Origin of the sequence: Shouchella hunanensis, from assembly GCF_028735875.1 — a bacterium.
Taxonomy (GTDB): domain Bacteria; phylum Bacillota; class Bacilli; order Bacillales; family Bacillaceae_D; genus Shouchella; species Shouchella hunanensis.
Genome location: NZ_CP117834.1, coordinates 2,820,577 through 2,837,713, shown reverse-complemented (window position 1 = coordinate 2,837,713; position 17,137 = coordinate 2,820,577). Strand labels below are relative to the sequence as shown.

Sequence of the window (17,137 nt, the reverse complement as noted above, 5' to 3'; positions counted from 1 at the left end):
GAGGATAGCGAATGGAACCAGTATATTTAGGCATTTTATTAATTTGGATCCTATTATTTATTTATGCAGTAGCAGGTTCAATTGATTTTGGAACAGGTTTTTGGGCAATGTATTATGAGCGAAGAAATAATGTTCAAGCCTCACGTATTGCCAATAACTTTTTGTCACCGGCGTGGAAAGTGACGAACGTGTTTCTTGTTTTACTGGTTGTCGCATTCGTTGCCTTATTCCCTGGTGCCGCACCTACACTAGGTACATTAATGATTGTGCCACTATGCCTAGTACTTCTACTGTTAACAATTCGAAGTGCGTTTATGGTTTACGCTTTTAGTACAGAAAAGTATTCAAGAGTGCTTACACTTGTGTCCGGCATTTGCGGACTCATTATTCCTGCTATCTTAATAAGCATTCTGCCGGCGGCGATTGGCGGCTTCGTAACCGTTGCAGGAGACCAACAATATATTCTCTTAGATGGTCTCCTGCAAAGTCCAGCATTCTATACGCATATCGGCTTCGGCTTAATGACAGAGCTGTTTATTTCCTCCCTCTTTATGGCTGATTATGCGAAAGAAGCTGGGGATTTTGATACCGCTCGAACCTATCGAAGAAACGCCCTAATCCTTGGACCACTCACACTGGTCATTGCTATCGCAGCAATCTTTACGCTTATTCCAGAAGCGCCGTGGATGTTTGACAATTTTATGGATTTATGGGGATGGTATACAGCTTCATTATTTGCTTTCGCCATTGGCTATAGTGCTTTATGGTGGCCATCAAAAAACAGAGAATTAGGGCAGCCACGGATGGCGCTTATTTTCACAGTCATCCAGTTTGGTCTTGCCAGTTTAGCCTACGGGATGGCGCACTTGCCATACCTACTGTATCCAGACGTCACGATATACAATTCATTCACGAACGAAACGATGTTTCACTATTTATTGATTGGCTTTATTATTGGCCTCGCCATCTTAATCCCTGTTTTTATATGGTTTTGGCGCTTGTTTTTTAAAGATAAAGCGTATTTACAAAGCGACGGTCACGACTATTAGACACTAAAAAAAGAAGCCTCTCTTAAAGAGTGCTTCTTTTTGCATTAACGTTCATCAACTACTGGGTATTGACTAATATTGCTTATTTGAAAGTCTGCTTCTGTGAGTTCTACATCTGAATCAAACATGGTCAGTCGAGAAACTGTTCCATTATAGCCTGCAAAAAACTCATTTTGCCGTACTTGAATGCCTGTTTCTGTGTCAAACCAAAGGTTAATCTCTGTGTCTTCATTTTCTGTTACAGCAAAGATATGGTACGCTTCATACCCCTCTGTTTCAAAAATCCCTCTATAATTCAGTTGATAATCAGCACTTTGATTGATAAATTCATGAAGATCTCGAATGGAGATAGTCGGAACAAATTCATCAGCAGCTGTTTGCAATGTTACTTGATCTTCGCCCTCAATATAGAGAGTCCTCGCTTCTGGCGTTTGTGCCTCATAGATCGTAGAGGCTTCATTCTCTTCTAACTCCACACCGGAATCCTCTCGATAAAAATAGTCAGGGCCGTTTTCGTTTTCCATATATTTAATGAGCGTAAAACCCTTTGCCTCCATTACGGACCCATCATCCGCTACATCGTGGTGTTGCCACTCAAGTGAGTAAGATGAAAATTGCGCTTCTGCCTCAATTGCTCGATGAATGATGCCTTCTGGATTTAAACCATCTTCTTCAGCAATGACTTCGTCTGCTTCATCTTTTTCTGAAGACTGGTCTTCTACTTCCTTTTCATCCTTTTCTTCCTCTTCTTCTGAAGAGTCATCAAACTCATGATCCGTTTCGGTCTCTTCTTCCACCTCGGTTTCGTCTTGATCCCCTTGAAGTTGATCATTCTCTACTTGTTCATTGCTCCCCTCATCAACCTGTTCCGTCTCCGAAGGTTCTTGATCGTCAGCACAAGCCGTGAGCATCATAGCACTGCATAAAAGGAAAAACGACGCTTTTTTCACCTTTATTGCTCCTTTCATTCTTAAAAACAGCAAAACTTCTTATTATTTATAACGTATGTTACAAACAAATCTATCTGTCACATATACACATTCATTAAGCGCATACACATTAGCACGTGGAAGGGATCATGAGACACTTCCCTTATTTTATAACTAAGATACACTTAAACCTCCACTTTGTCAGTGTTTATTTTACTTTTTTATTCTTTTACTAAATCTATCCCATACAAGAAGCCACCAGAAGACTCACGTGGAGAGTCTACACTATAGTGAAACTTCCCTAATTGGATAGAGCTAAACATCCACTACTCCATTTGAAATTGTCTATAAAAGAAAAACGCACAGCTAGTATGCTGTACGTATTTCTCTTATTAAAATTTGCGGATGTCTTCTAACACTACATCAATGGCCTCTTGCCAGAAGTCAGGTTTTGTTAAGTCTACATTGAGATGTTTCTCTGCTAATGCTTCGACTGTCATGCTTCCGCTATCTTGCAGCAAGGAGATATACGCACTTTCAAAGGATGTTTCAGACTTTAAAGCTCGCGCATAGATTCCCATACTAAACAAATATCCGAATGTATATGGGAAGTTATAAAATGGCTGCCCAGTAATGTGGAAGTGTAGTTTTGATGCCCAAAAATAAGGATCGTAAGAAGATAATTTATCGCCATATGCCTCTTTTTGAGCATCTACCATTAACTCATTTAAACGTTCTGTTGGTACCATACCGTTTTTACGCTCTTCATAGAACCGTGTCTCAAATAAGAAGCGCGAATGAATATTCATAAAGAAAGCAAGAGATCGGGACAGTTTATTTTCGAGCAACATCTTTTTAACATCTGAGCTCTCGGCTTCGTCAACAAGAGCGTCTGCTACAATCATTTCTGCAAACGTTGAAGCTGTCTCGGCAATACTCATCGGATATTGCTTTTGTGATTGTACGTCATTGTCTTTTAAACACCAGCTGTGATAGGCATGTCCTAATTCATGGGCAAGGGTAGCAACATTCGACATCGACCCGTCATACGTCATGAAAATACGTGTTTCTTTATTCATTGGGAAGTTCGTACAAAAGCCTCCTGGACGCTTTCCAGAACGATTTTCTGCTTCTACCCAACCTTCACGCAGTGCCATTTCTGCGAACTCAGCCATTTTTGGACTAAACCGGTTGAAATGTTTAATAATTAAGTGACACGCTTCTTCATATGGAATGGTATTCTTTGACGCATCTTCGAGTGGAAGTGGCGCACCTACATCATGAATCGATAACTGATCCACACCGAGTAATGTTGCTTTTTTATCCATGTACGCATAGAATTCAGGTTTATTTTTTGTAATGGTCGCCCACATTGTATTTAAAGTGTCTTCCGTCATACCGTTAAGCTCTAGTGGTTCTTTTAAAACATTTTCCCACCCACGCTCTTCATAAAGCTTTAAGCGAAAGCCCGCTAAACGGTTTAACGTCTGCGTAAACAATGGTGCCTGCTCTTCCCAAGCATGTAAAGCAGCCTCTGATGCTCGTTCTCGAACTTGGCGATCTGTACTTCCTAAACGATTATGTAGTTGACCTGCCGACAACATCTTTGTTTCTCCATCTTCTTCAAACGGGATAACCATTCGTCCGACAGCTTCATTGTAAACGGAACCCCATGCATGATAGCCATCTTTGGCAAGTTTTGTTGCTAATTCTTCTTTTTCTGTATTCATTTTATCTAATGCATGTGAACGGGTTTTCTTAAGAAGGTAAGCAGACGGCTTCACTTGCTCATTTGTAAGCAGTCGATTGAATGCGTCATCAGACATACTTCGTAATTCTTCCTCTAAAGATAAATAAAGCTTTTGTGCTTTCACTTTTTGTTCTTGAACGTTTTCTGCTAAAAGTAACGCCTGTTTATCTTTTACATCTTGAGCGGCTAGGCAAGAGACGAATGCAGCTGTTTGCCAAAGTCTTGGGCTAATGGTTTCAATCGCTTGGACTAATTCTTCCACTTGAACGGACGGTTTGTCTAACCATTGGTCTAATTGCTTGTTTGTTTCGTTGAAGAATTCTGTGAATTCATTTGAATCGCTTCCGCCTTCAAAAATTGAATGTAGATCCCACGTCATTGGAAACTGAACAGTTTCTTTCATCATATCCTCCTCAAAAAAAACGGTTTTATTTCGTATTCCGTAATAGCGTACCATTAATAGATTAGATTTGCACGTTATAGTTAAAAGAACAAACTTGAAACCATAAACAAAACAGTTAAAGCACTTACGAGTAGTAACACTTTCTCCTGCTTACAATACCTTGTCCACCAATTCAACATAATAAAAGCCCCCTCTGTTCTCACTTAATCGTATGAGAGCAAAGGCAGGCTTATGCTTATATCAATGCATGTAATTTCGGAAATACGTGAAGCGCAGTATCGTGAAAGAATGCCTCATGGTGCTTTTCTGGAATAATCCCACCTAACCATTCTGCGTATGGCTTAATTGGGACAAGTGGCCAATCGGTACCGAACATGTAGCGCTCATAAGCATCCCCATAAATAAGCGCATGTTTAAAATGATCGAAGTATGAATTATCTTTTTTCATATGCTGCGCTACTTTATCTGTTGTTCCCACAATTAGACCAGATAAGTCTGCATACACATTCCGATTCTTGTACATCACTTCTGCCGCGGTTAAACACCACGGATCTCCTAAATGGGCCATAACAAATGTCACATCCCGATGCTTTACAGCAACCTCATCAATGGTTAAGGGGTGTGCGTATTTTAGAATGGCTCCTTCTGCATACGTATCACCAGTATGAAATACAACTGGAACACGATGCTTTTTCGCAAGTTCATAAACAGGCTGATACACATCATCAAATGCATAATATGGATAATACCCTAAATAAATCTTCACCCCAACATATTCTTTTTCTTCTAGTAAAGCATCTAGCTTTTCAGCTGATTCTGTCGAAAAGCGAAAAGGGTTTATCCCGATACAAATGCCCATTGTTTGTGGTCGATTCGGCAAATTCAGCCCCATTAAATCGGGAGCGGAATGGTCGGGAAAAGCACCGGTAACACTCTCTTCCACACCCATGCCAACTGTTGCGATGACATTTGCATCTTGACATTCCCGTTCAATCCCCGTATGGTCATAAGCGAGCATGCTTGCATCGACTGCTGTTTGTTGGAAGGTGTGAATTCTTGAAAAATGAACATGTGCATCAATGATTTTCAACGTTCGTTATTCCTCCTTAAATTGCAATGAAGTTAACCATTCCCATCCCTCTGCTTGCACTAAACCTTTTGTCCATACAAAACAATGTGGCTGTGAAACAGCAAATCCATTCTCCTGCTGCCAGTTAATCGGTTCCCTAGTCATATACGAGAATACATCATTATTCTCATAAAATTCTGGTTTGCGTTGGTGCTTCGGTCTAGCTATAAGAAGCGTCTCTTCCGTCTCTTCACAATAGAGGCGCGCTATTTTTTCTAATTGATTTCCAGCAAATGTTTGTGTCCTTTCTCCTAATCGAAACGAAAGCTGATTCGAATTAGTAGGGTAAAGAAATAATTGATCACGATTAAAAAAACATCCCATTAACCATTCTTGCTCATCGATTCGATCCTGTCTATCTTCCAGTTCTGTATAATGTGTCAGCAACATACATCCTGGCAACGTAAGAAAATATTGGCTAATCGTGGCATTTTTCCAAATTGGATGATCTGAAAAGGTTATAGATATTCTAATCCCCGTCCACTCTTGATTCCAATTATCCACTCTCGTCACAAAGCTTGTCTGACGTTTTTGTTCATATACCGTTCTCAATTGTAGATTAGTAGGTATAGTCATAAAGCCGCCGCCCCATGGATTCCACCAACTTTTTGCACCTGCTGTAGGGAAAGAGTGATGAAGCCACTCTCTTTTCGTCTTAATCGAATACAACGACGGATAAAACGAATTGGCAGCTTTAAATGTGAAAACACCATTATCAACAAGATGAACCTCTACTCCATTCTCCTGCTCTACTTGTGTCGTGACCGTCTTGTTCCCAACAAATAGCGCTTGTAAATAATGAGTAGATCGGATGGATTTACCTTGAACAGTAACGGCAAGTGTTGTTACTGGTTGGTCTGGTTGGTTTAATTTATGCTGAATGGTTTCTGTGCCCTTCATCGGTTCGTACGGATAAGTAACAGATTTGTCATCAACGATTGTAATCATCCCATGATCTGGTTGATTGGGATTCGTTTGAAGTGCCACGTTTACCTCACCACCTCGATGGTAGAAACCATGAGTAGCAAACGCCACTTGTTTTAATGGTTTTACAACTGGCTTCGTATGCTTTCTAGCCATAAAATGATCAATGCTGTTATCTATATTTGAATAGAGAAGTAGTTTCTTAGAAGTGGATTCTTCCCCAACTTGAAGCGGATCTAATTTCCAACGAACGCATAAGTCATCATCGATCTCTAAGCATTCTGCACCATCTTTTCCCTCAACTCCTAGAGTACTACTAGCCCACTTCATAAACACCCATGGATCACTAAGCTTGTCTAAAGGTAGATCTTGAATCCACACTTGGTTTATTTGGGACACATGCACCACTTCCCCCTTAATAGGCAAATAGATCGAATCAGGTTGAAAGTAAAAAGGAATAATCAGTTGTTTTAAATCTAACACGTTTCTACTCTTATTTTTAAGAACATAGCTTGCTTCAATGATTCCATTTTTCTCCCACTCGTACACAATGGTTAATTGCGCATCTCCATTATGAATAGGATAGTTAATTGTTATGAGTACACCATTATCTGTCACTTCCGGCTTGAGTAAAGTCCAGCCTGTTTGAGCCAGTTCATTCGATACTGGTTCATTGAAGCTAGGATAAAGCATAGTCCAAGGTTCGTCCTGACCGAATTGTTTCATCGTGACGAAGTACGTTTCATAATCAAAGACGAGTTGACGTCTTCCATTCACAACAACAAGACTTCGCTCCTTTTCGAAAAAACCAACGGTATCGTCTGATTCTACAAGAAAAGGAACCTGCTCAGTATAGCTTAAAGATTGGTGTCGGTCCTTGCTTTCACTCGCTAGCTCTACAAACAATGGCACGACACCAGCACGTTTTTGCTTACATGTGAGTGTAAATGATTCTACACCAGTAGCAGCCAGAGAAACGTCTGCTTCGCTTTGATTCCACTGAACAAGCGGATGGTCGTTCACACGCATATTCACTTGTTGACTTGTCGGTAGATGATTCTTTAGTTGAAAAAAAACCTTCCCTTGTTCTAACTGTGGTTTTGCTTGAAGTGCAAATGGTTTTTTTATTGAATATCCACACGCTAATGGACAAGCTATCCCATCCATAAATAGGGGCATACGTGCCATTGGGTATGTGACGCCATCTGAGATTGCTTCATCTTCCTTTCTAACCTCAGAAATAATAAACGGAAAACGATAGGTTTTCTGTTCATTCTTTTCTAGTACATCATCTACTGCCATCTTCATTTGTAAACGGTTATCAACCGTTTCAGTTACGTGAATAGATAGAAGGCAATTCTTTTTATTATGAATTTTAAGAGTGGCTTCATATGGATGATTCGGGAACAATTGTTTATGAGGAAGTAAATACTCTACCATTGCCTCTGCGGTTTCAATCTTATAGACCTTTCGACTTGAATGCTCAATTCCAACTGAGACCTCATCATGCTCGAACTCAAAGCGATACGTAAAAACGGAAAATTCATTTTCTTTTTCCACATCCGGTTTTACCGTTAAATCCCGTTTTAATGCTTGATACCAGTTTGTTTCAGTCACGGATCTCTTTATAAATGGGTGTTGCAGAACAAGAGGTATAAAGTTCATTAAATGGGTTGTCTCTTCACGCTCTTCCCAGAAAAAACCACATCGTTTGTACAATGGAACAGCTTTTGTGTTACCTGGCCAAGTATGTAAATCAAGACGAGGCCACCCTGCTTTATAGGTCCGTTTGATGGCCTCAAGCACAAGCTGTTTCCCAATCCCTTTACCGATATGCTGCGGGTGAGCATTCAATAATGGAATGTATAGTGCATCTTTATCCGTTTTAAATTCAGCCAAACCACAATAGCCTACCACCTTGTTTTCTTGAAGGGCTAACATGGTTGACAAATTCCCTGAGTTTCGCTCGTCTTTATCACGATCTTCTGCCGATTCAACTTTGTCGCCACCGCCAAAGTTTTCACGACTCTCATTCCACATTATTGCCGTAGCTTCAGCAAATTTTTTCTCATAATCTACAATTTTCATAACCTTCCCCCTTTTTCAGTTATCATAAGATAAATTTTACTTTAGCGCAAAAAAAGAACCGCCTTTTAAGGCTGGTTCTTTTTGGAATTAAAGATTTCTTTAGTGATCAGCATGTTGCACATAGCTAGAAATATCAAGTTTCAATTGATTTGCTAATGCTTGGCCAAGGGTTTCATCAGCTCGATAGAAATTACAAACTGCACGTAAAGCGGTTTCTTCTTTTACTTGTTCTAGATCACCAACAATATTTTTAATGAGGGCTTCTTGAACACTTTTTTCGTAATTACGGTAGATCTTTCCTGCTTGACCAAAATGATTTTTCTTCTCAATCGCTATTCTACCTATTGTACCGCTAATAGGCGCTCTATAGTCTTCATACTCTTCCGCCTCAGCAGGTGTTTCTTGGTGACGGTTCGGCTCATAATTTATTCGATTTGTCTGCTGTCCAATTGGCATTGCACCATCACGCTGAAAGTTTGCTTTTTGAGCAAATGGGCAATTGACTGGTAAATTTAAATAGTTTGCGCCTACACGGTAGCGTTGCGTATCAGAGTAAGAGAAGATTCTTCCTTGAAGCATTTTATCTTCTGAAGGTTCGATTCCTGGTACAAGATTTCCCGGATTGAAACCAACTTGCTCCGTTTCTGCAAACACATTATCCGGATTACGATTTAATGTCATTGTACCAACGTGTTGATAAGGAATGTCTTCTTCTAACCAGTCTTTCGTTGAATCCAGTGGATGGAAATCAAAGTGATCAAGGTCTGCAGGGTCAAGAATTTGAACATAGAGATCCCACTCTGGAAAGTCACCTTTTTCAATTGCTTCATACAAATCTCTTGTTGCATGGTTAAAATCTTTCCCTTGAATTTCAGCTGCTTCTTCTCCTGATAAGTTGCGAATACCTTTTTTCGGAACCCAACGCAGCTTTACATAGACCATATTCCCATGTGCATTCACCCACTTAAACGCATGGACACTTGATCCCCGCATTTCTCGGTAGGAAGCTGGTATGCCTTCATCTGTAAACAAATGCATGAGCATATTCGTTGTTTCAGGTGATAAAGACATAAAGTCCCAGTAACGATCTGGATCTTGAATATTTGTACGTGGGTCGGGCTTTAATGAGTGAATGACATCTGGAAATTTAATCGCATCTCGAATGAAAAACACGGGTAAATTGTTGCCAACAAAATCATAGTTGCCTTCTTCAGTATAAAACTTCACAGAAAAGCCACGAGGATCTCGCAATGTTTCTGGAGAGGTACCACCGTGAATAACAGTAGAAAAACGAACAAACAATGGCGTTTCTTTTCCATCTTCAGCAAGGAAAGCAGCTTTTGTATAACGTTTCATATTCGTCTTCACCTTAAAAACGCCATACGCACCAACGCCTCGTGCATGGACAACCCGCTCAGGTATACGCTCTCTGTCAAAGTGAGCTAGCTTCTCTACTAAATGATAGTCTTCTAGCATAGTCGGACCATGTTGCCCGGCTGTTCTTGAATTCTGATTGTCATAAATCGGATGACCTTGATTATCTGTTAAACGTGTCATATGTAGTGCCTCCTTCAGAAAACAGGTATCATTCTATTCCGTTGTTGCAATGATAAACTGTTCCCCTTCCTAGAAGCATTCAAACCTGTTGCAAAAAGAATTCTTTTTTAATAATCATTATTATTTATTCTCTTCGCTTGAAAAGCGTTGAAACACAGACCCTGGACTTTCTTTGTAGATTGCTTCGCCAGCCAGCTCATTTACGATTCGTACATTTCGCTCTACTGATAATCCTAAATTGGTTGCGCTTGTCCCTAACGCATGCTCTAGATTCGTTAATGAAAAGACGTTGTTCTTTCTTCCATCAAGAAAACGTAAAGCTGCGTTTCGAGTCACAGCAAATTCCTTCTCTGATTCCATTTCCACCTCTTTTAGCATTTCTTGAAACCATTGAGGCAGTCTAGGTTTGTAGCCAGTCGCGAATACAACCTTGTCTGTGCGATGTTTAAACGATTTATCTTCTTGCCACTGTTTAGCAAAAAGTGTGTATCCTTTCGTAGCACTCTTTTCTACACGACTCACTTCCGTTGTTGCTTGAACAAGTGCTGGCGCATGATGGGATTCAATACTACGGTGATACAACTTGTCATAAATTTTGTGAAGCGTTTTTTGTTGTACACCATTTCGCAAGTTCCCCAGCATCGGAAGAGCTTTTTTTCTCGTATCATATGAAAGGCTATGAAAATAATCCACATAGCTAGGCGAAAAAAGTTCCTGACCAATTTTTGAGTCTTCAAGCTGAAAGAAACCCGGTGAGCGAGTAAACCACGTTAATTCATAGTTATATTGAATTTGGTCGTCAAGAAGCTTATAAAAAATTTCGGCCGCACTTTGTCCAGATCCGACGACTGTAATCGATTTCGCTTGTTTTATCTTCTCTTCATGAAATCCATAAGAACTAGAATGTATGAGGTCATCATTCAACCCTTCTTCCAATTCTATTGGCACCATCGGCTCACTACCAGTACCAACAACAAGATGTTTACTATAGTAGTGCTCTGTTTGATGATTCCCTTTTACCGTCACCTCGTAGCATTCATCCTCTTTTACATAGCGGACATTTACTACCTTTTTCCCAAAATGACAGTTCGTTAATTGTTCTGAAACCCAGCGGCAGTAAGCATTATATTCTTTTCTTGGTACGTCGAAACGGTTAAAAAAGAAAAATGACATTAAGCGGTCATGAACATGAGCATAATTTAAAAACGTATACTTACTCGTGGGGTTTGCAAATGAAACTAAATCGGCTAAAAATGGGACCTGTAAATCGGTCCCATCTAATAACATTCCAGGATGCCATTGAAACACATTTGTTTCATCAAAAAATGCGCTTTTTACGTTCGTCTTTTCCTCGAGTAAAGCAGCAAGTCCTAAATTAAACGGACCAATTCCTATTCCAATGACATCAATTTTCTCTTTCATATACACGCTCCTATTTGAAAACACTTCGAATAATTTTGTTCATAACTTTACCGCTTTTATAGCGTAACGGCATATCAAAAGCGGTTGTTTGTTTTAGCATGCCCTTTTGGTGAGAAAAAGTACGGAAACTCTCATACCCGTGATATGCCCCAATGCCACTTGGCCCCTTCCCACCGAAAGGTAAGTAAGGATTCGCTACATGCATAATCGTATCATTGATACAGCCGCCCCCAAACGAGAGCTGCTCGGTGTAAAGTTTCTGCGTTTGCTCCTCTTCTGAAAACACATATAAAGCAAGTGGATTAGGGAACGATCGGACTCTTACTAGGACTTCTGTTGCTGATTCAAATGGAAAGATCGGTAAAATCGGTCCAAAGATCTCATCTTGCATAATAGGGGCATCCCAATCAACATCTGTTAATAGAGTAGGTGCTATTAAACGGTCTTCCTTTGAGCTCTGACCACCTAATACGATTTCCCCATCATTTAAAAAGGCTGCTAATCGATCAAAATGTTTATCATTTACAATTTGTGTGAACGTACCTTCTTTTGTTCGTTGGGAGAACAGATTGTACGTATGCTTTTTAAGCTTTTTCAAAAAATCTTCGTGGACTGACTCGTGAACCATTACATAATCAGGCGCAATACACGTTTGCCCCGCATTCGTAAATTTCCCCCATGCAATTCGCTTTGCCGCTAAGTCAAGCTTTGCGTCTTCGGCAACAATGGCGGGACTTTTTCCACCTAATTCAAGGGTATGGGGTGTTAAATGTTCGGCAGCATGTTTCATAACAATTTTTCCTACGGCCACACTCCCTGTAAAGAAAATGTAGTCAAACCCCTGCTTTAACAGAGCTTCCGAAGTTTTGGCATCGCCTTCTACGACTGCGACAATTTCTTGAGCAAATGTTGCGCGAACAGCTGCAGCAATTGCACTTGACGTATGAGGTGTTAATTCTGAAGGCTTAATAACCGCACTATTTCCAGCTGCTAGCGCCCCTACTAAAGGAGAAAACGTTAATTGAATTGGATAATTCCACGGCGCTATAATCAATACACTTCCGTACGGTTCATTTACTAAATAACTTTTTGAACCGGTATGTGTAACAGGTGTTTTCACTGTTACTGGCTCCATCCATTCTTCTAATGATTCCAGCGTATGCGTTATTTCAGCGTGCACAGTTCCAAGTTCCATCATAAAGGCTTCTGCTTCTTGCTTATTTAAATCTTTGTTGACTGCTCTAAGAAATTCTTGTTCATGTTGATGAAGCATTTCTTTTAATTTTTCTAGCTGCTGCTTTCTAGCATGAAAAGATTTCATGGCACCTGAAAAGACAAATTCTTGCTGAACACCTTTTAATGTTGCATACATAAACGTCACGTCCCCTTTTATGTGTTCTTGTAAAGTATTCCCTATACCCGAAATGAAAAACGTTCACTTTTAACTTTTTCGACCATAATCAGCTTTAATTTCACCGTTTCGTTCTGTATCCCATTTTAATACTTGGTGATGATTTGGATTTTCTTTTAACCATTTCTCAGCTCGATCAATAAGGGACCAAATCTCTTCTGTTTTTTCATCACGTGGCAATGTTGAATTTGCTTTTTTCTTTCTCACCCAACTAATGGCCGTTTTAGAATCAGAATAAACCGGTTTTGATAGTTGTTTCTGTTTTAGATAAGCAAGCCCATGTACAATTGCTAAAAATTCACCCATATTATTTGTTCCGAGCTTAATTGGCTCTTTCTCGAATAAAACCTCGCCCGTTTTTGTATCAACACCTTTGTACTCCACACGTCCTGGATTCCCATGACTTCCAACATCTACACTAATGCTGTCCCAAATGACGTCGTTTCCACTATCCTGTTGAACTCGTTGTAACGGTTTCTTAGCTGTTTTTTTAATCCCTTGACCTGGTTTCCCTGAAAACGCTTGTTCCGCCTCAGTCTTTGTTGGAAATGATTTGTACCGAGCTCCTTTAAACCCTTTCACTTGCCTTTCACATTCTGACCACGTTTCGTATATACCAGGCTCTTTTCCTGCCCATACAACATAATATTTTTGCTTTGCCACTTTTTCTTCGCCTCACTTTGGTCAACTACGTTTACTAGGACATTCCTAAACCAGTTCTATTATTCTTCTACTCATGTAGTGTATCACACTATAAATCTTCATCACTACGCCTCTACTTCCTTGATTAAAACGTTTAATTTTTGTCTAAGCTGAAGCAAAGAGGAGGCGAATCATGGAAATTAATGTGGATCGAAAACGCTCTGTGGAGGAAATTGGAAATTTTGTCTGTACGGAAAAAGAAAAACTATTCGTTCTCGTGTTAGATAAAGGGGACAAATACCCCTATTTACTCTTATCGTTACAAACGTTTCATATCATCCAAAATTACGATAGCATGCCTACTCGTGAAGAGTTAGAAGAAGATATAGGGGAGAAAATAAAAGAAATTTATAGTCAAAACTACGCATCTATCACACTTCATTAGCTGTGTCAGAGAATGATTCTCCCTATTGTTACGAATTTGTTCAGTGGCATGAGCAGCAGATATCCTCCTGTTTCATGCAATGGAATGAACCAAAAAAAACTCCTCAAATCAGGTTGCGTGATTTCAGGAGTGAGTGTTTATTTATTTTATTGTGCAGAATCGGCAGTTGATTGCTCGTACCAGTTATCCAATACTTTCGCATCTAAAATTCGTTTTTTAATGTATATCGTTTGCTTTTTAAGAAAAAGCTCTTCCCAGTTCACTTCAAAATCTGAAGCCATCTCAACAAGTGTTAACAGCTCTTGCCAAGCCACGTATCGTTTGTACCAAAAAAACGTAGGCTGTTCTGAGATATACGGATAGAGATCGTCAAACTCTGTATGCTTACAGTCGATTGTACGCTCAAATTGAAGCTTCGCTTTCTCTAATCGCTCTTTCAAATATGGTTGCAATTCAGTCTGTTTCACTATGATGCCCCCTCGTGCTTTTTGTAATTATAGCACAATTCTTCCAACTGTACAGAACAGAAAAATCACGAACTTCATCAAAAATTATGTTAAAAACCGACTTCTCTCTTCTTCAGTTGGTAAACGACATGTGGTTTTCTTGCCGAATAAGCGATAACGATTTGCAGCTACTACATCGTAAAGCTTATGTCGAATTAAACGTGGAACCCACTTTCCAGCTCCTAGTATAAACCAACCGCCAGTCAATTTAGGTGCTACCTTTAATACTGCATCACTTTTTACGTAGGCTTTATCATTCTCAATTACCACCATTGTGTTTAAATCGACTTCAAGTTGATATTCTTTTAAAAGTGATTGGCCTTTTTCAGATTGGAGAGATGCAAATTGATAGTATTTTTCTTTGTCTCGTTTCATGACGAAGTCTACGAGATGATTACACAGACTGCATACACCATCGAACAATAGAATTCCACCCACATGATCACATCCTTCCTCTATCATTAGCCTATCATAACAAGCATTAAATTTCCTTGTATTCGAATCATTTTCTTCATCCTGTTTCCATTGGTTACAAAACGGTAATGACCCAATGAGGGCATTTTTCTTATTTTGTTTCCATTACATGAATCCCTCCCCCACCTTTTGAAGCCCCTATATTTAGGTGCTTCTTTACATTTATGTAACAAAGCAGGCATTACGACTTATATCTCCAAATCGAATTGAAACGTTTTTTCCATCCTTTTTCACTTTATCTCTCTCCACACAGTTGGTACACTATCATGTAGTCAAAGAAATAGAAGGAAATGTGGTGATTGGTTATGTTTTCAACTGCACAAATAGGCATTGATTTAGGAACAGCAAACATTTTAGTTTACAGTAAAGAAAAAGGTATTATTTTAAACGAACCATCTGTCGTAGCACTTAATATAGATACAAGAGATGTATTAGCGATTGGAATCGAAGCAAAGAAAATGGTAGGGAAGACCCCTTCACATATCGTTGCCGTTCGTCCATTACGCGATGGTGTTATTGCTGATTTCGATGTTACAGCTAGCTTATTAAAAGAAATTATGAAAAAAGCAAGCAAAAATATGGGACTTGCCATGCGCAAACCAAATGTAGTTGTTTGCGCACCAACCGGATCAACATCCGTTGAAAGACGTGCCATTTTAGATGCTGTACGTAGCTGTGGTGCGAAGAACGTTCATATTATTGAAGAACCTGTTGCAGCCGCTATTGGCGCTGACTTACCTGTTGAAGAGCCAACGGCAAATGTCGTTGTCGATATTGGTGGTGGCACAACTGAAGTGGCGATTATTTCTTATGGTGGGGTTGTCTCTTCTAATTCCGTTCGCGTTGGCGGAGATAAACTTGACGAAGCCATTATTCAATACGTACGAAAAACATACAATATTTTAATTGGTGAGCGAACAGCAGAACAAATAAAAATAGACATCGGTTATGCACCAATTGAGCACGAGAAGCTGACAATGGAAATTCGTGGACGGGATCTCGTAAATGGGCTACCAAAAACGATTGAACTCCATTCATTCGAAATTCAAGAAGCCATGGGCGAGCTCTTGCACCAATTATTAGAAGCACTTCGAGCAACACTTGAAGATTGTCCTCCTGAATTGAGTGGAGATATCGTTGATCAAGGAGTTCTTCTTACTGGAGGCGGTGCCCTTTTAAACGGACTAAAAGAGTGGATTTCAGATGAAATCTTTGTTCCGGTACATGTTGCACCGAATCCTTTAGAATCAGTGGCCATTGGAACAGGCCGTTCCTTATCGTTTATCGACAAACTTCAAAAAGCTACTATATAACCACGTTTAGAACATGACATGAAAGAAGCGCTGCGATAACGGCTTTCTGCGAAAATTACAGTTTTTTTCTGTAATGATAGTGCAAGGCTTTACGCTATGCGCTTCTTTTTTTGCCTAATCTCCTCATTTCTTCAATATGCACGTTTTCGATTTTCATAAAAATGCACTAAACCTAATTCCTCATTCAAAAGCCATTCCATTTCTTTTAAGTCTTCTCGTATAACCATTGTATCCATCTTAGACCACTGAACCGAATATACGAAATAATAGTTTCTTACCATACGAAAGGTAACAACTGAGGACGGAAAGCGGTTAAAGATAGCTTTTATTTGGTTTCGTTTCCAATATGAATAGGAGACCAATTCCACAATCCATACACCTCCTCCTCACATCAACTCGTCATGCAAATAAATGGCCTGCTGCTCTTTTTTGATATACCCTTTTCGAATGTTTTCACTCACTCGTTGAAAATAAAACGCTACTGGATATTCAGGGCGCTGTGCGTACACGGTTGCAACTACTTTTTCGATTGGGACAGGCTCCTTAAACTGCCTTAATGCCTCAAGAATCTCCGGATCGAAGTAGCCATCCTTACGTACTTCGTGTGTAAACCGATCCATTCGTTCAACTAATTGTTTATGTTCTACGTTAGAAAAGGATGGGACCATCACACTCCACTCTTTTTTTGTAAGTGGAGGTTGTTGCGCCAACTCGGTAAAAAGCGCTGGGGCGCGTTCATGAATGTGTAAGGGTCCAGGAACTAGTCGAAGCGTTAACCTTTCTGAATGATTTAAACGCTCTGCTAACTCCATAAATGCAAGCTCTTCTCCAGCAGATGGCCCAATCCATGCGGTAACAAACCCTACTTCTAGTGCTGTTTGAATGGCATCTCGCTGCAGCTGCTGTTGCTTTCGTACTTTCGTTCTTTCCTCTTGAAGTTGATTCACACCTAATAACGCTTCAATACGCTGCATACGTGTTTCTTCATTTTTTAAAATGCCTAGTTGCCAAAATGGCTCATACATAAGTTGTTCTTCATTTTCAAAGGGTGTTTTCACATTCATTGAAAAGAACAATTGTTTTTCCATTTAGAAC

15 protein-coding genes are annotated in these 17,137 nt (G+C 39.8%); 3 read left to right on the top strand and 12 right to left on the bottom strand.

Features of this window, described 5'->3' with window-relative positions; all coding sequences use genetic code 11:
* Positions 1-11: 11 nt before the first annotated feature.
* Positions 12-1,049 carry a cytochrome d ubiquinol oxidase subunit II gene (locus PQ477_RS14350; protein WP_035395535.1) on the top strand — a complete coding sequence of 346 codons (1,038 nt, stop codon included), beginning with the start codon at positions 12-14 and terminating at the stop codon, positions 1,047-1,049.
* A gap of 44 nt (positions 1,050-1,093) precedes the next feature.
* On the opposite strand, the gene PQ477_RS14345 is transcribed toward PQ477_RS14350, so the two are convergent.
* The 8 genes from PQ477_RS14345 to rnhA all read right to left on the bottom strand — a co-directional run bounded on the left by PQ477_RS14345 (position 1,094) and on the right by rnhA (position 13,325).
* Positions 1,094-1,999: a hypothetical protein gene (locus PQ477_RS14345; RefSeq protein ID WP_144558618.1), complete on the bottom strand. Its 906-nt coding sequence runs from the start codon at positions 1,997-1,999 to the stop codon at positions 1,094-1,096.
* A gap of 371 nt (positions 2,000-2,370) precedes the next feature.
* A complete protein-coding gene (locus PQ477_RS14340; RefSeq protein ID WP_144560436.1) occupies positions 2,371-4,131 on the bottom strand; it encodes a M3 family oligoendopeptidase in 1,761 nt (586 codons plus the stop codon).
* 235 nt (positions 4,132-4,366) lie between these two features.
* Entirely contained in the window at positions 4,367-5,221 is an 855-nt protein-coding gene (locus PQ477_RS14335) for an amidohydrolase family protein (RefSeq protein WP_144558617.1), read from the bottom strand.
* Positions 5,222-5,227: 6 nt separating this feature from the next.
* Positions 5,228-8,272, bottom strand: a complete 3,045-nt coding sequence (locus tag PQ477_RS14330; RefSeq protein WP_274272280.1) for a GNAT family N-acetyltransferase — start codon at positions 8,270-8,272, stop codon at positions 5,228-5,230.
* Between the two features lie 99 nt (positions 8,273-8,371).
* Entirely contained in the window at positions 8,372-9,829 is a 1,458-nt protein-coding gene (locus PQ477_RS14325) for a catalase (protein ID WP_144558615.1), read from the bottom strand.
* A gap of 120 nt (positions 9,830-9,949) precedes the next feature.
* Complete coding sequence (locus PQ477_RS14320; RefSeq protein WP_144558614.1) at positions 9,950-11,251, bottom strand: lysine N(6)-hydroxylase/L-ornithine N(5)-oxygenase family protein; 1,302 nt, start codon at positions 11,249-11,251, stop codon at positions 9,950-9,952.
* A gap of 10 nt (positions 11,252-11,261) precedes the next feature.
* Positions 11,262-12,623, bottom strand: coding sequence for an aldehyde dehydrogenase (locus PQ477_RS14315; protein ID WP_274272279.1), 1,362 nt, complete (start codon positions 12,621-12,623; stop codon positions 11,262-11,264).
* Between the two features lie 69 nt (positions 12,624-12,692).
* Positions 12,693-13,325: a ribonuclease H gene (rnhA, locus tag PQ477_RS14310; protein WP_035395524.1), complete on the bottom strand. Its 633-nt coding sequence runs from the start codon at positions 13,323-13,325 to the stop codon at positions 12,693-12,695.
* 172 nt (positions 13,326-13,497) lie between these two features.
* On the opposite strand from rnhA, the gene PQ477_RS14305 reads away from it, so the two are divergent.
* Positions 13,498-13,749 carry a hypothetical protein gene (locus PQ477_RS14305; RefSeq protein ID WP_035395522.1) on the top strand — a complete coding sequence of 84 codons (252 nt, stop codon included), beginning with the start codon at positions 13,498-13,500 and terminating at the stop codon, positions 13,747-13,749.
* A 146-nt stretch (positions 13,750-13,895) separates the two neighbouring features.
* Here the strand turns inward: PQ477_RS14305 and PQ477_RS14300 are convergent, their stop codons facing one another.
* Entirely contained in the window at positions 13,896-14,216 is a 321-nt protein-coding gene (locus tag PQ477_RS14300) for a hypothetical protein (protein ID WP_038478276.1), read from the bottom strand.
* An 84-nt stretch (positions 14,217-14,300) separates the two neighbouring features.
* Complete coding sequence (locus PQ477_RS14295; RefSeq protein ID WP_217904091.1) at positions 14,301-14,693, bottom strand: thiol-disulfide oxidoreductase DCC family protein; 393 nt, start codon at positions 14,691-14,693, stop codon at positions 14,301-14,303.
* A 341-nt stretch (positions 14,694-15,034) separates the two neighbouring features.
* Here PQ477_RS14295 and mreBH point away from each other — a divergent pair, with 341 nt between their 5' ends.
* Positions 15,035-16,042, top strand: coding sequence for a rod-share determining protein MreBH (gene mreBH, locus PQ477_RS14290; RefSeq protein WP_038478270.1), 1,008 nt, complete (start codon positions 15,035-15,037; stop codon positions 16,040-16,042).
* A 131-nt stretch (positions 16,043-16,173) separates the two neighbouring features.
* Here mreBH and PQ477_RS14285 read toward each other — a convergent pair whose 3' ends face one another.
* Positions 16,174-16,410, bottom strand: coding sequence for a hypothetical protein (locus tag PQ477_RS14285; protein WP_274272277.1), 237 nt, complete (start codon positions 16,408-16,410; stop codon positions 16,174-16,176).
* 18 nt (positions 16,411-16,428) lie between these two features.
* Positions 16,429-17,130, bottom strand: coding sequence for a hypothetical protein (locus PQ477_RS14280; protein WP_274272276.1), 702 nt, complete (start codon positions 17,128-17,130; stop codon positions 16,429-16,431).
* Positions 17,131-17,137: the final 7 nt, after the last annotated feature.

Bases quoted from the DNA above. Each gene is read 5' to 3' on its own strand.
- PQ477_RS14350 (WP_035395535.1), top strand. From the start codon at position 12: ATGGAACCAGTATATTTAGGCATTTTATTAATTTGGATCCTATTATTT.
- PQ477_RS14340 (WP_144560436.1), bottom strand. From the start codon at position 4,131: ATGAAAGAAACTGTTCAGTTTCCAATGACGTGGGATCTACATTCAATT.
- PQ477_RS14330 (WP_274272280.1), bottom strand. From the start codon at position 8,272: ATGAAAATTGTAGATTATGAGAAAAAATTTGCTGAAGCTACGGCAATA.
- PQ477_RS14325 (WP_144558615.1), bottom strand. From the start codon at position 9,829: ATGACACGTTTAACAGATAATCAAGGTCATCCGATTTATGACAATCAG.
- PQ477_RS14320 (WP_144558614.1), bottom strand. From the start codon at position 11,251: ATGAAAGAGAAAATTGATGTCATTGGAATAGGAATTGGTCCGTTTAAT.
- PQ477_RS14315 (WP_274272279.1), bottom strand. From the start codon at position 12,623: ATGTATGCAACATTAAAAGGTGTTCAGCAAGAATTTGTCTTTTCAGGT.
- PQ477_RS14305 (WP_035395522.1), top strand. From the start codon at position 13,498: ATGGAAATTAATGTGGATCGAAAACGCTCTGTGGAGGAAATTGGAAAT.
- mreBH (WP_038478270.1), top strand. From the start codon at position 15,035: ATGTTTTCAACTGCACAAATAGGCATTGATTTAGGAACAGCAAACATT.
- PQ477_RS14280 (WP_274272276.1), bottom strand. From the start codon at position 17,130: ATGGAAAAACAATTGTTCTTTTCAATGAATGTGAAAACACCCTTTGAA.